At 37.7% G+C, this 14,428-nt stretch carries 10 protein-coding genes and 2 tRNA genes; 3 read left to right on the top strand and 9 right to left on the bottom strand.

The genetic code is table 11. The features are described from left to right. Window positions 1-288: 288 nt before the first annotated feature. The 4 genes from ABXH34_RS13515 to ABXH34_RS13500 all read right to left on the bottom strand — a co-directional run bounded on the left by ABXH34_RS13515 (window position 289) and on the right by ABXH34_RS13500 (window position 5,349). Window positions 289-1,389, bottom strand: coding sequence for an L-dopachrome tautomerase-related protein (locus ABXH34_RS13515; protein ID WP_353572411.1), 1,101 nt, complete (start codon window positions 1,387-1,389; stop codon window positions 289-291). 12 nt (window positions 1,390-1,401) lie between these two features. Then, window positions 1,402-2,772 (bottom strand): sigma-54-dependent transcriptional regulator, encoded by a 1,371-nt coding sequence (locus ABXH34_RS13510; protein WP_353572410.1) that lies wholly within the window; start codon window positions 2,770-2,772, stop codon window positions 1,402-1,404. 238 nt (window positions 2,773-3,010) lie between these two features. After that, window positions 3,011-5,182 (bottom strand): sensor histidine kinase, encoded by a 2,172-nt coding sequence (locus ABXH34_RS13505; protein WP_353572409.1) that lies wholly within the window; start codon window positions 5,180-5,182, stop codon window positions 3,011-3,013. Window positions 5,183-5,199: 17 nt separating this feature from the next. Next, entirely contained in the window at window positions 5,200-5,349 is a 150-nt protein-coding gene (locus ABXH34_RS13500; protein WP_353572408.1) for a hypothetical protein, read from the bottom strand. Window positions 5,350-5,987: 638 nt separating this feature from the next. Between ABXH34_RS13500 and ABXH34_RS13495 the strand changes: the two genes are divergently transcribed. Beyond that, window positions 5,988-6,064 (top strand) — tRNA-Met (locus ABXH34_RS13495). Window positions 6,065-6,441: 377 nt separating this feature from the next. Continuing rightward, window positions 6,442-6,518, top strand: a tRNA-Met gene (locus ABXH34_RS13490). 671 nt (window positions 6,519-7,189) lie between these two features. Here ABXH34_RS13490 and ABXH34_RS13485 read toward each other — a convergent pair. Both ABXH34_RS13485 and ABXH34_RS13480 read right to left on the bottom strand, forming a co-directional pair. Continuing rightward, window positions 7,190-7,480, bottom strand: coding sequence for a putative quinol monooxygenase (locus tag ABXH34_RS13485; protein WP_353572407.1), 291 nt, complete (start codon window positions 7,478-7,480; stop codon window positions 7,190-7,192). A 31-nt stretch (window positions 7,481-7,511) separates the two neighbouring features. Beyond that, on the bottom strand, window positions 7,512-8,540 hold the full coding sequence (locus ABXH34_RS13480; protein ID WP_353572406.1) for a zinc-binding alcohol dehydrogenase family protein: 1,029 nt from the start codon (window positions 8,538-8,540) through the stop codon (window positions 7,512-7,514). Between the two features lie 205 nt (window positions 8,541-8,745). Between ABXH34_RS13480 and hsdR the strand changes: the two genes are divergently transcribed. Continuing rightward, window positions 8,746-11,103 (top strand): EcoAI/FtnUII family type I restriction enzme subunit R, encoded by a 2,358-nt coding sequence (gene hsdR, locus ABXH34_RS13475; protein ID WP_353572405.1) that lies wholly within the window; start codon window positions 8,746-8,748, stop codon window positions 11,101-11,103. A gap of 478 nt (window positions 11,104-11,581) precedes the next feature. Here hsdR and ABXH34_RS13465 read toward each other — a convergent pair whose 3' ends face one another. From ABXH34_RS13465 to ABXH34_RS13455, 3 genes are all read right to left on the bottom strand, one after another. Then, window positions 11,582-12,868, bottom strand: a complete 1,287-nt coding sequence (locus ABXH34_RS13465) for a nucleotide sugar dehydrogenase (protein ID WP_353572404.1) — start codon at window positions 12,866-12,868, stop codon at window positions 11,582-11,584. A 181-nt stretch (window positions 12,869-13,049) separates the two neighbouring features. Beyond that, entirely contained in the window at window positions 13,050-13,979 is a 930-nt protein-coding gene (locus ABXH34_RS13460) for an alpha/beta fold hydrolase (protein ID WP_353572403.1), read from the bottom strand. 205 nt (window positions 13,980-14,184) lie between these two features. Further along, the coding region (locus ABXH34_RS13455) for a hypothetical protein (RefSeq protein WP_353572402.1) at window positions 14,185-14,428 on the bottom strand (244 nt) is incomplete at its 5' end.

Below are 14,428 nucleotides of genomic sequence, written 5' to 3'. Positions count from 1 at the left end.
GTATCTTTGCAGCTTCACCTATTTTTACAAGTTTTTTTAACATTAGTACATCATAGTAATGATTAACGTAGATTTTAAGTTGCTGTTATTACCCCCTTAAAAATATGTTGCATTTTAAAATGTTATTGGAATTTTATCATTTAGATTCAATTTATTACTATTACTACTAGCTGAATGAGAACACTCCCTAATTCCTACAAGATTAAGGCTGCAAAAGAACTGGATTGTTAGTCATTTTTGACTCGTAATCTATTTTTTACATTCGCGAAAAACAAAAAATTAGATTTTTTAACGACCTGCGACCCCTTGAGTATTAGTCCACACTTTCATAATCAAATATGGAGGTTTTCCTGCATCCTCGCCATTATTGAAAAAAGGAGCACGATTCAACTGATTTACTGCAATATACAACCAACCATCCCCACCAAAACCTAATGCATCTGGCCAGATTAAACGTTCATCTTGTACTAACTGAGTCAAATTGCCCTTTGTATCCAATTTCGCAATCGCATTATTATTTAAATCAGTAAAAAAATGATTGTTTTCAGCATCAGTCGACGCACCATCAGACACAGGTTTTTCACCAACTTTAGCAATAGCTTGGGCAATTTCAGCCTCTTTGGCATTATCACGGAATAATTTAGCAGGCACGCTATACCATGTTTTTCCTGTCATCGCGCCGTAATAAATGGTTTCACCATCAGCTGAAATAGTCATTGGATTAATCGCGACCCGCGCTGGTTGTAATTTACCATTTTTCGGACGCATTAATACCTTGCCTTCCACAATGATATCCGCATCTTCTGTTTGCAATGACTCATGACCTGTAAAACGACGGCCTGTTTTATTTTTAATATCTACAGCGATAATTGCAGGGTCTTGACTGCCACCCACATCAGCTAAAAATACAAATTCGTTTTTATCATCCACCGCTAAATCTTGAATAAACGTGCCTTTTGCACCAATTTTAGCAGGAAAATCATAACGAAAAACTAGCTTTTCAGTTTCCAAATCAAACGCTAATAATTTTGGAGTCTGAGCTTGTTTACCGTTGCCATTATCAATCACCCATAGACGATTTTTACGGTCAATGCTAATGCCTAATAAGCTGTTAAATACATTCTCATCTGTTGCAAATGGGCGATGCCATTGTTCATCCTTAGGGAATGGACGATAAGTATTTGTGCCAGTGACTTCAATTAATTGTACTTCAGCAGGTCGAAATTGGTGCACAGTCGCAAAAATCCGCCCTTTATCCGAAACGGCCACATTACCGGGGTTAATCGGTAATTCTGCGGCAACTTCTATATAGCCTGCTTGAATATCAAGAGCTGCCCATGTTGGCAAACTAAAACCCAAACAGGCGATAAAAACCAGTAAACGCTTCATAATACTACTTCCTCATTTTTTGGTTTGTTTAGGATCAATATCTAATGCGCGTAGTTTGCGATATAAATGGGTTCTTTCTAAACCTACCCGCGAAGCAACTTTACTCACATTGCCACCAAATTCTTGTAATTGATGTTCTAAATAATCACGCTCAAATTGTTCTCGTGCCTCACGCAGTGGCAAGTCATAAATCGAAACGCCGCTCACATTGACGGGACGATGTTGGGTATTTAAAACAGGTTCAATTTCTTCTACTTCAATGCTGTGTTCTTCACCTAAAATCAGCAGGCGTTGAATGAGGTTTTTCAATTCACGAATATTGCCCGGCCAAGCATAATTACGGAGACGGTTTTGAGCCGCGACACTGAAACGGCGATAAGGTAAACCTTCTTGTGTGGCAAATAAATTCACGTAAAAATCGAGCAATTCAGGTACATCCTCACAATGTTCACGCAAGGGCTGCAAATGCAGAGAGACAACATTTAAGTGATAATATAGGTCTTCACGTAAACGGCCTGAACTAATCATTTGTTCTACATCATAAGCAGTGGCCGCAATCACTCGTACGTTAAATGGCACAGGTTCTGAACCACCATTACGCAAAAATGATTGATTTTCTAAGCTGCTAAGTAATCGTGCTTGCACGTCTTCACTCATATCGGCAATATCTTTAATAAATAAAGTACCGCCATCTGCTTGTTCTAAACGTGAAATAGAATTTGTGCCTTGACTGCCAAATAATTCAAGTGCTTGATTTTCTGGGCTAATACCCGCCATCCGTACATTGACAAACGGCCCATGGCTGCGTTGACCCGTATGATGAATGTAGCGTGCAAATAGAGTACGACCTGTACCCGACTCACCTGTGATTAAAACCGATGTAGCATGTTGATTGACTTTCTTTACTTGCTCGCGTAGCTGTTTCATGGTTTCACTATGGCCAATCGGTTCGGTAACCATTTGCACATGCTTACGCAACCCATAATTTTCTTTTTGCAAAGTGGCCATTTCTAAGGCGCGCTCAACTGTAATCAACAATTTAGACATCGACAGCGGCTTTTCAATAAAGTCATATGCACCTAGCCGCGTGGCTTCTACTGCGGTCTCAACAGTGCCATGCCCAGAAATCATAATCACGGGGCTGCCTGTAAAATTGGTTTCTTGCCATTCTTTGAGCAAACTGATTCCATCAATATCAGGCATCCAAATATCAAGTAAAATCAAGTCTGGCATTACATCACGCCGTAGATCACGCGCCATTTTGCCATTTTCAGCTACAGTGATTTTATAGCCTTCATCTTCAAGGATTTCTTTTAACAAGCCACGAATATCGGGCTCATCATCTACAACTAAGATATGGGGTTTTTGAGTACTGGTCGTCATTTTTATTTTCGATTTTAGATTGCTAATTTTCGATTTATGAATATATCGCAAGTATCGAGAGAATAGCACATTAGAGTAATCTTGAGGACTTGTTGTCTTAAAAGCGATCAACAGTACATTATGCTAAATAATAAAGATTATAATCACTTGCAACTATTTTATAATCTCTATGAGAATGCAGCCTCGCTGCTTTGGGCTAAAAATGGACTCTTAAAATAAAGGCTTCAGTTTTGTGGGTTTAATTGGATAATACTGAAGACGCAGGTACAGGTAAACGAATCGTGATACAGACACCCGCTTTATTTTCAATCCATACCATACCTTGGTGTTCTTCAATAATTTTCTTCACAATGGCTAAACCCAAACCTGTACCTTTGGTTTTGGTGGTCACGTAAGGCTCAAAAATACGGTCTAATAGCTCGTTTGAAATACCCGTACCATGATCTTGAATTGTGAGCTCAACACATTCTGTTGCATCTTCTGCTATGTATTGTGAACTAATATCAATCGGACTGTTTGGTGGACTGGCTTCCAACGCATTTTTAATTACATTGTGTAATACTTGACGTAAGCGACTTTTATCGACTTCAATTTGGGGTAAAGGTTCAGTTAAATTCCATGTAACTTGCGTATTTGGGTATAAATCTAATACCTCGTTGACCAGTTTATTAATATCTAACCGCTGTAATTGCAAAGCAGGGCTGCGAGCATAATTAGAAAATTCATCCACCATATCTTTCATTGCATCAACTTGATTAATAATCGTATTTGTCAGGCGCAACAAGGTATCTGTTTCAGATTCTGGCAGTTTTCTTAAATATTTATGCTGTAAGCGTTCTGCTGACAATTTAATTGGAGTTAATGGATTCTTAATTTCATGGGCTAAACGGCGAGCAACTTCGCTCCATGCGTCATTACGTTGTGCTTGGATTAGAGTAGTAATATCATCAAATACAATAACATAACCTGTGTTCTGTATCCCACGGGTAATCACTTGTAATTGTGCACCACGACACATTAAGACTTTACGCCCATTATTGCCAAAAAAGCTAATTTCAGCACTCCATTCTTGTGAATGCTTTTTGATATAAGGCTGCATTGCTTCACATAAAACTTGCAATGTGGAGTGCTCTTGTTGTAAATCAACTAAGTTTTGCCCAATAAAATCACCTAAATCAGTTTCTAAAATTTGTTCTGCGGCCGCATTGGTGGTACGTAAACGTTGCTTATGATCCAGTGAAATCACCCCTGATGACAAACGGCCTAAAATAGTTTGTAAATAATTACGCTGGCTATCTGCAAGTAATTGACTTTGGCGTGCTGCACTTTGGGCTTGGGAAATTTTGCGTGTCATCTCATTAAAGGATTCGACTAGAAACCCCAGTTCATCTAAACGAGTCACGGGTAATTGTGTGCGATAATCACCTGCGGCAACGGCTTTTGTGCCTTCAACTAAATGGCTTAATGGCGCAACAAAACGTCGGGCGGCAAAAAAGGCAACCCATACTGTCCCCAGAAAACTTAATACTAAAACCAAAGATAAAACTAAGGTAAAACTCATTTCTAGTGGTTGATGTAAATATGCATGTTCCTTATAACCCTCGTAAGACATTTCTACTTTGGAAGCCAACAGGTTCATATTTTCAGGCACAGGGTATAAAACATGTAATAAACGTAGATAGCCATTGAGTTTAAATTTTAACAATATACGGATATATAGACCTTTATCGCCAAGGGGCTCTAAACTGGTGTAGGTATTGGCTAATTTGAGCTGTAGCAAAGTGTTCTCTGTTGGTGGGTATGAGGGCAGTAATTGTTCGGTTTCTGTGCCACTAAACACAACAACCTGTCCATTGATACCAAGTAAGCTCATTTCATACGCACCCAATTTTTTTCGCAGTGCATTGAGTTTTATGATGTATAGACTTTTAGGAGTCATGGTCATTTCTGCTGCTGCGGTTTGAGAGTGGCGTAATGCAATTTTGATCCGATCATCTAACGCCGCTTGGGTTAACTCTAATGCGTTATACATGGCATCTTCAATATTGACATCAAACCAGCTATCTAAGCGTTGATTCAAAAAATCGACTGAAAAGTAATACACAATGGTGACAGGCACACTAGATAGGGCAACGAGTAAACCAAGTAATCGGAATGTAAGTCTTGAACCCGCTCGACGTTTTAAAACGGAAGTAAACAATTGCCGCAAATTAAGGATAATCAAAGCCAGCAAGGCAATAAGAGCTAAGCCATTGATAAGTAAAAGCCAAGTGTATAGATTTTCAAATTGGGCTGAACTGCGTAATGCTTCTGATGTGAGATGTAAAGAGGTGAATAATGCACCAAACAAAATAAATCCAACAATGAAGTTTAAGCGTTTTTTTAGAAAAATAGTTACGAGGCTATACATAGATTACTGGCTGGCAGCTAATTAAAACAAGGGTATAAATCATAAAAAATAGCTTTGGTGTCTGAAAAAGGATAGTTTTTATCAATATTGTCAATTTTCTCTAGTTGAATGTCTAAATCAACAATGGCGAATAGCTTATTAGGGTTTAAGGAATATTCTTTGGGCATAGCTTTCTCATTTAAATTTTTAAGCTTAAAGTACATCTTTTTTACCACCACTAAGAATGAGTGGCAAGAATAAATTAACCTGTTTTTCCCCAATTTCGTTATGTTCTTGCAATTATCTTATGTTCTTTTTAACTCTATGATTTTCAATAAGTCATAGCTTAATTTATTTCTTCTTTAAAAAAGCTCAAAGTGTGATTTTTCATTATAAAGCTCAGATAAATCTTTTAAAAATTCATCATTGCAAATAGAAAACTGTAATTCAATTATTTTTTCTTCATCCCAAATATTAAAAGCTGCCAATTCCCGTATTGATTCACCTTCTGATACATCAATTCTTTCTAGTATATTTTCTATAAACTTTTCCCGCCCTAATTTAAGCTACCTAATGGAAAAATACGCGGCATAAATCCTGCTCAAATGTAATATCAACATCCTATAACACATGGAAATTAGGGGTTTGAATACACTGGATATGCATGAAAAACCTTTCTGAATATCTGCGCTAATTATAGCATAGAGCATGAAGTGGCCCGTTTACAAACCAATCATTGATTAGATTAACACCCTCTTCTAAAAAATAATTGAAAATAAAGCTTGTATTGGTAGTTATGATACTCTACAATTATCAGCTTAATTGATGCGGGGTGGAGCAGTCTGGTAGCTCGTCGGGCTCATAACCCGAAGGTCGTAGGTTCAAATCCTGCCCCCGCTACCAATTATTTCTTTGCTTCTTAGTTTTTTGTTTTCCCTCTAAAATTTTTCCTTTTCTAAAGATCACCTTAAAACAATTTCTCAGCTTTTTAGATTTATTCTTTTTTGCATCATGCAATAATCTTACAAACCAACTCTCCCAAAAAATGATTAATTTAAAACCAATCTCTTAGCCATAAATCATTGCTGCATAATCTACGTTTTGTTTCATTAGATTTTCCGTATTAATTCTGAATTATCTCTGATAAGGATATGGAATATTGGATTTAAAAAAACCTCGCAACGCCTCTTCTGCTCCAGATAAATAGCTATATGCAGTACGTAAATTAAATTTATCTTGCATTTGAAATAATAATGCTCTATAATTATCAGCTTAATTGATGCGGGGTGGAGCAGTCTGGTAGCTCGTCGGGCTCATAACCCGAAGGTCGTAGGTTCAAATCCTGCCCCCGCTACCAATTATTTTTTTGCATTCCTAATTAGTCTCTCTAAAACTTTCCTCTATTTTCCTTAAGATTTATTCTTTGCATAATGCAGCTCATATGTACTAATTCTCCATCAACAAACTATTAATATAATTGACTCCCTTTTGCCCCAGCAATGGCCATAAATAGCGCGGTGTTTTGTAGCAGGTCAATTTCCTATTCAGCAGTCAAATCTAAAGTTTGAATCACATGAGGGGTAATTTCCCAATAATTTGATAATGTTAGTTTTGAGTACTCCAAATGCTGGCGAAATAGAGATTCATCTGCCTAATTATAATAAACCGTGACACAACAGAATCCTTGAAGCTTTAAAACACGACAGGGCAATCGTATTAAAATTTAATTCCTTTAAAATCAATCAAATAAAAAAGCAGAAAGGGTGTTTTTTCACAAGATTATAAAATACCATATTTTTAACTTGTTGACTCTATAGGAAATTAAAAATCATGCTATGTTTTAATGCGATTGCCTTGGTTTATCCTATTTTACTGCTTTTCAATTCCTTATTAAGTTTTGTCAGGTTCAGAGGCAACCCATTCATATTTTTTTATTTTACTCCCCGCGCAAGATATATAAGCGCAGCGTCATACGATATTAATGGCGAATGACGGCCACGCCTTATTGAATCCTTTCTAATAACAAAACTAAACCAATTTCGTCATCTCATTCACTGTGAAGGTTTCAACTGCGCCATCTGTTGCAGATAAATAATCCTGTAAATGCTGTGCGCCCATGTGATCTTGCCATAATTCACGTGACTCCCAATTTTCGAAAAATAAAAAATGCGCTTGATTTTCATTGTCTTGATGTAAATCATAATTGATACAACCCTTTTCAGTACGAGTGACATCGATCAGTTTTTCAAGTTCCGCTTTTACCAAATCAATCTTATCAGCCTTAGCAATAATATTCGCAACAATAGTTAATTGAGCCATGTTTGTTTCCTTTCAGTTAAATTTAATGAGATTAAAAACCTTGCAATACAATCTTGCCGATAGAACGACCAGACTCTAATTCTTCATGGGCAGCCTTCAGATTATCAGCATTGATAATTCCTAAATTTTTACCAACAGTAGTTTGGATATAACCTTGGTCAACTAAATCTGCTACCCGATTAAGTAAGTTACCTTGTTCATCCATATCAGCAGCATTGTGCATGGAGCGTGCGAACATAAATTCGATGTGCAATGATTGGCTTTTGGGTTTCATTTTCATCACATCTAAAGGGATTGCTGGATCATCAATCATCGCAATCTTGCCAAACGGTGCGAGTAATTCAATATAAGTATCAAAGTAAGACCCTGTACTATTCAAACTGGCAACATGTGTTACTTGACCGATGCCTAAAGCTTCGATTTGAGGTTGTAGCGGTTTGGTATGATCCACCACATAATCCGCGCCTAACTTCTTAACCCAAGCTTGTGAGCTTTCACGTGAGGCAGTGGCGATAATAGTTGCACCTGTAATCGCTTTAGCAATCTGAATTAAAATCGAACCGACACCACCCGCTGCACCAACCACTAAAATCACTTCATTAGATTTCTGCTTTGAATCTGGGCTTTGCTGTTGGATAGCCAAATGCTCAAATAATAATTCCCATGCGGTGATAGCTGTTAACGGCAACGCGGCGGCTTCATCATCAGCTAAACTTTTGGGTTTACTGCCAACTAAACGTTCATCCACTAATTGATATTCAGCATTGCTACCTTGGCGATTTAAATCACCTGCATAATAAACCATGTCTCCAAGTTCAAATTGTGTTGCCACCTCACCTGTTGCCATAACCTCACCAACTGCATCCCAGCCAATCACTTTGTACTCATTTTCGGCAGGAGCGATTCTTTGGCGAACTTTGTAATCGACAGGATTTACTGCAATCGCTTTGACCTTAACCAGTAAATCATGCCCAGTAGCAATCGGCTGTGGTAGCTTAATATCGATTAAAGATTCAGAATCAGTGATAGGTAACGATTGACTATAGCCAACAGCTTTCATAATGTTGCTCCAGTGAATAATTCAGTAAGTAAAAGTGTAATCCCTGATTATGTTCTAATAAACAGCACAATAATTGAATCTTTATCAAATAATTTTTGACAATAGTATCATTGCTATTAAATTCATATGGCTTAAAATGAAATGGCTGTAAAAAATCGTTAAAATTTCAGTATCAGCTTTGTGCTTTCCTATCTAAAGGGCAACAATGGATAAAAAAGACAAACAACAACTCAGTGAATCGGATATCCGTGCGATGTTCATTACCCCCGCGTTGATAGAGGCAGGATGGGATAAAACTACCCAAATTCGCCGTGAAGTTCCCCTCACTCCGGGGGCTGTAGTTGTGCGTGGAAACATGGCAGCACGTAGAAAAAGTAAAAAATTCCCTGATTATGTTTTGTATTGGAAACAGGGTTTACCCATTGCTGTACTTGAAGCTAAAAACAATACCTACAGCATCAGTAGCGGAATGCAACAAGCCTTGGGCTATGCTGAGATATTGAATGTGCCCAGTGCTTATAGCTCTAATGGTGATGGCTTTGCCGAACATAACAAAACGGCTACTGATAACCAAAACAAAACGGCTACTGATAACCAAGATATTGAAACTGAGTTTGATTTAACTGATTTTCCCTCTCCCAATGAATTATGGCAACGTTATCAACAGTTTCATGGCATTGAAGCAGAACAACACGCTTTAATTAGCCAGCCTTATTATGATGATGGTTCAAGTAAACAGCCTCGTTATTATCAAAGTATTGCAATCAATCAAGTTATCGAGCGGATTGCTCAAGGACAAAAACGTTTATTGTTGGTGATGGCGACGGGTACGGGTAAAACCTATACCACGTTCCAAATCATTTGGCGGTTATGGAAAGCAAAAGCGGCTAAGCGGATTTTATTTCTGGTAGACCGTAATATTCTTGCTGACCAAACCTTGGTTAATGATTTTAAACCGTTTGGCTCGGTAATGACCAAAATTAAAAACCGCACAATTGATCCCTCTTATGAAATTTATCTGGGCTTGTATCAAGCAATGACAGGACAAGAAGAAAGCCAGAAAATCTATAAAACGGTATCCCCTGATTTTTTTGATTTGATTGTGATTGATGAGTGTCATCGTGGCAGTGCTAAAGATGATTCAGCGTGGCGTGAGATTCTGGAATATTTTGATAATGCTATCCAATTGGGTTTAACTGCTACGCCTAGAGAAACTGAATATGCATCTAATATTGATTATTTTGGTGAGCCTATTTATCAGTATTCTTTGAAACAAGGTATACAAGATGGTTTTCTTGCACCTTACAAAGTGGTACGGATTGATCTTGATAAAGATTTATTAGGCTGGACTCCACCTCCGAATATGCGTGATGACTTAGGTAATAAAATTGAATTTCGCAAATATAATCAATCAGATATGGATAGAATTCTGATATTAAACCAACGCACTAAACGAGTGGCTGAACGAGTCATGCAATATCTTAAAGCAACTGATCCGTTTGCTAAAACCATCATTTTTTGTGAAGACATTAACCACGCGGAACGAATGCGAGTGGCTATTGTCAATGCCGCAGGACAGTTAGCTAAAGATAACAGTAAATATGTAATGCGGATTACTGGTGATAATGCTGAAGGTAAAGCGGAGTTAGATAATTTTATTGATCCTGAAAGCCATTATCCTGTAATTGCAACTACGTCAGAATTAATGACAACGGGGGTGGATGCTAAAACGTGTAAATTGATTGTGTTGGATAAAACCATCAAGTCTATGACTATGTTTAAGCAAATTATTGGGCGAGGTACACGTATTGAGGAAGAGCATAATAAATTTTTCTTCACCATTATCGATTTTAAAAAGGCAACGTTATTATTTAGGGATTCCGAATTTGATTCTGATCCTGTGCAAGTTTATGAACCTAGTGTAAGTGATAGTCCTGTGCCACCTGAACCTGAAATCGATAACGATGAAATCAAGGACAGTAGCATTGATAAAATACAAGGTGCGAATAAAGTATATGTCAGTGGTGTTGAGGTGAGTATTCTGGCTGAGCGGGTCGAATATCGGGATACAGATGGTAAAATGGTAACTGAATCTTATCGTGATTACAGCCGCAAGCACATCCGTCAGGAATATGTTTCAATGGATAATTTTCTACGTCGTTGGCATAAAGCAGATAAAAAAATCGCCATCATTGAGACATTGCAAGAGTATGGGATTGAATTGGATAAGTTAGCACAAGAGGTTGGTGCTGATTACAGTGACTTTGATTTGATTTGCCATATTGCATTTGATCAGACACCTCTTACCCGTGCCGAACGCGCCAAACAAGTTAAAAAGCGTGATGTGTTTAGCCGTTATAATACGCAAGCCCGTGCCGTGATCGATGCGTTGTTAGATAAATATGCAGATAAAGGTATTGTGAGTATTGAAGATCGCAAAGTGCTTAAACTTCAACCTTTTGACCAAATCGGTACACCTGTGGAAATTATTAAAAATGTGTTTGGCGGCAAAAAGTATTATGAAATGGCGGTAGAAGAGTTGAAACAGGCAATTTACAAATAAAATATTATTTAACCCTGAAAGGGCGTAATTCTATAGCCTAGAATATTGCCCTAGATATTTAGGATTGATGCAACCAACCATATCCATAGAATAAAAATCAATCCCACACATAACTTTCATCTTTAAAATTCAACTGTTTATGTTGTTGGATATACTGAATTTTGCTATCGTTTTAATCAACGTTTTCAACTTGATTTACTACCCCGTTTGGCTTATAAATTCTCTTAGAACTCCTCCCTTGCCTTATCACCTTCTTATTTTCGCTGATCATTATGGGTAATCAGGTAGTTTTTTATGTTTTATAGTCGTTTTATTTTAAAGTGATACAGGACTGGCCGTCCTCAAATTTGAAAGTGTTTGATATTTGAAATATTAAAGGACTGCCAGTCCTAACGCATAACAAGAAATTCACTATAGGCCACTTACGCTTTGAAACATTGGCCATCCTGATAATCAATAAATGATGTAATGCCTTGGTTTATAATCGCCACAAAACCACATTATCAGGCACAGATTCCTGTGGCAAAATCCCTTTAATATCCATGACTAAACAGTGTTCATTATCCAAAAGCTGTTGTAACCAATCCCAGCCTTTTTCCAAATAAGTTTGATGTGCGACTGCCAAAATAATACATTGCGCTTTTTGCAATTGATTTTCTGCACATAAGGTTAAACCATATTCTTGTTGTACTTGCTGTGGCTCAACCCAAGGGTCATGAATTTGTATGTTAATACCGTGTTGCTGCAATACTTGGACAATATCTACCACCCGCGTATTACGCAAATCAGCTACATTTTCTTTAAATGCTAAACCCAAAATAGTGACGGTGGTTTCTTGTAATAAACAGCCGATTTGAGTGAGATGTTCCACTGCTTGCTGGCCAATAAACGCCCCCATACCATCATTGACTTGTCGACTGGCAGGAATAATCTGTGGTGTATAACCGACTTGCTCCGCTTTATGTTTCAAATAATAAGGATCAACGCCAATGCAATGCCCACCAACCAATCCCGGTGTAAATGGTAAAAAATTCCACTTCGTGCCTGCGGCTTGTAATACATCATGGGTATCAATCTGTAACCGATTAAAAATCATTGCTAATTCATTGATTAAGGCAATATTGACATCACGTTGAATGTTTTCAATCACTTTGGCCGCCTCAGCCACTTTAATACTTGATGCACGATGCACCCCAGCTTGCACGACTGAAGCATAGACTTGTGCAATAATATCCAATGCTTCTGCATCTAAACCCGAAACCACTTTGACAATATTTTCAAACCGATGTTGCATGTCTCCGGGGTTAATCCGTTCAGGTGAATAGCCCACTTTAAAATCACGTCCACATTGCAAACCCGAAGTACGTTCTAATACGGGAATACACATTTCTTCGGTTGCACCGGGGTAAACCGTAGATTCATACATCACAATATCGCCTTGCTTCAAATGCTTGCCTATCGTTTTGGAGGCTTTTAAAACAGGTAATAAATCGGGTGTTTTGTGCTCATCAACAGGGGTTGGCACTGCGATAATGTGAAAGTCTGCTTCGGTTAATTTTTCTGGATTGGTAGTGAAATGAATTTGTACATTTTCCCAATCCGCAGTGGTTAATTCTTGGGTAATATCATATTGTTCATTCAGTTCAGTAATCCGTTGTTCATTGACATCAAACCCTATAACAAGGCCTTTTTTTGCAAATGCCATGGCCACGGGCAAACCCACATAACCGAGGCCAATTACTGAAATTCTGCGTTGGATTGTCATAAATTCTGCTTTTTGAATAAGATCACGGTTTTTTATAAATACCTTTATTTTCTAAACGCTAAATATAAAGCTATCGATTTCAATTTTTCTCGTTCCATTCAGATGACGACGCGGTGCGTCGTCACAAGTTACGATTCAAATCTATATCTTAGAATTGTTTTTATAGTATTAGATTCAGAAACTATTTTTTACTATTACCAAACTCAATAACCGCTTGGCTGATTGCGTCTGCGGCATCACTGCTGGCATGATGTCCACAATTTGGGATAATATTTAATTGAGAATGAGGCAATATACTATGCAATTTTTCTGCATGAGTGACGGGAAACCATATATCTTTATCACCCCATAAAATAAGTGTATTACATTGAATTTCTGGTAGTTTATTCTGAATATCGGTCAGCAAATTAGGTTCATCACGTTCTTGCTTAGACAACTCATTGATACCGATTTTTGTATCTTCAATCAGTTTAGTAATTGCATTAGGGAAATGATAGTACGGATAAATATTTTGCTGAATGGCTTTTTTAAGCTTTTTAGTTGGGATTTTATGATGAGTTTGTGCATGACTCATTTTAACGACCAAATAGATCAGAGGATAAAACAAACGTGCCAAACGTAATTTATCAAACCACCGAACCAGTCCTAATGGCATTACGCCTAACAAATACATACCAAGGTTAGGCATTTTTTGCGGAAAAATCGCCGCATCCACCACTATCAATTGCTCAACTAATTCAGGGGCTTGCTCTGTAACACCCAGTGCAACCAAGCCGCCCAATGATTCACCTAACAAGATGACAGGTTCATCAGAAACTTGTTGAATAAAATGTATAGTTTCAATGATTTGATGGCCAGCTATTTCGGGTTTATCGAGTTTATCGGAAAAGCCTGAGCCTTTGAAATCAACACAAATTACTCGAAAATGCTCTGCTAACAGATCAATATTTCGATGCCATGCGTAGCTCCACAACCCCCAGCCATGCAGTAAAATCAATGTTTTACCTTGACCTTTTTCGCCATATGCAATATTAACTGTTTGTTGATTTGCATCTTGAATCTGCGCAAACTGACAGCCTTTGGGAAATTGCTGTTGCCACCATTGTTGCATTGCTTTATCTCATTATAGTCAATTTCGTTTTGAGTGTTAGGACTGGCAGTCCTATAAAACTTTAAATATCAATTACTTTTAAAACTAAGGACTGCCAGTCCTGTATCATCTTAGAATAAAACGACTATAGTTTAGATAAGGATTGGCTTTATAAATTTTATCTCGTTCCAAAGTAATTGGAACACAAGATTTATTTTGCCAAAAACTACCAAGGACGCGTAGGAGAAATTTTACCGCCTTGGGTATCTTTCCAAGCTTGGTTTAGTAATTTAATCCATTCACCTGAATAATGGGCTTTTTCTTGTCTATCGGGATCACGACTCCAGATATTTTTCCAATAGCGTATCCGATGCCACTGTTTTTCCAACTGCAACCACAGCCACGCATATAACAGCCCATAATGTTTATGGTAAAAAATCAATGCACTACGCATCTGCCACAAACTGATC

Origin of the sequence: Candidatus Albibeggiatoa sp. nov. BB20 (assembly GCA_016744725.1) — a bacterium.
Lineage (GTDB): Bacteria > Pseudomonadota > Gammaproteobacteria > Beggiatoales > Beggiatoaceae > Albibeggiatoa.
Note: the sequence above shows the minus strand (reverse complement) of the source record. Positions and strands in the feature narration are given on the sequence as shown.

Excerpts from the sequence above, each read along its gene's own strand:
- ABXH34_RS13515 (WP_353572411.1), bottom strand. The coding sequence starts at position 1,389 with ATGAAGCGTTTACTGGTTTTTATCGCCTGTTTGGGTTTTAGTTTGCCA.
- ABXH34_RS13510 (WP_353572410.1), bottom strand. The coding sequence starts at position 2,772 with ATGACGACCAGTACTCAAAAACCCCATATCTTAGTTGTAGATGATGAG.
- ABXH34_RS13505 (WP_353572409.1), bottom strand. The coding sequence starts at position 5,182 with ATGTATAGCCTCGTAACTATTTTTCTAAAAAAACGCTTAAACTTCATT.
- ABXH34_RS13500 (WP_353572408.1), bottom strand. The coding sequence starts at position 5,349 with ATGCCCAAAGAATATTCCTTAAACCCTAATAAGCTATTCGCCATTGTT.
- ABXH34_RS13485 (WP_353572407.1), bottom strand. The coding sequence starts at position 7,480 with ATGGCTCAATTAACTATTGTTGCGAATATTATTGCTAAGGCTGATAAG.
- ABXH34_RS13480 (WP_353572406.1), bottom strand. The coding sequence starts at position 8,540 with ATGAAAGCTGTTGGCTATAGTCAATCGTTACCTATCACTGATTCTGAA.
- hsdR (WP_353572405.1), top strand. The coding sequence starts at position 8,746 with ATGGATAAAAAAGACAAACAACAACTCAGTGAATCGGATATCCGTGCG.
- ABXH34_RS13465 (WP_353572404.1), bottom strand. The coding sequence starts at position 12,868 with ATGACAATCCAACGCAGAATTTCAGTAATTGGCCTCGGTTATGTGGGT.
- ABXH34_RS13460 (WP_353572403.1), bottom strand. The coding sequence starts at position 13,979 with ATGCAACAATGGTGGCAACAGCAATTTCCCAAAGGCTGTCAGTTTGCG.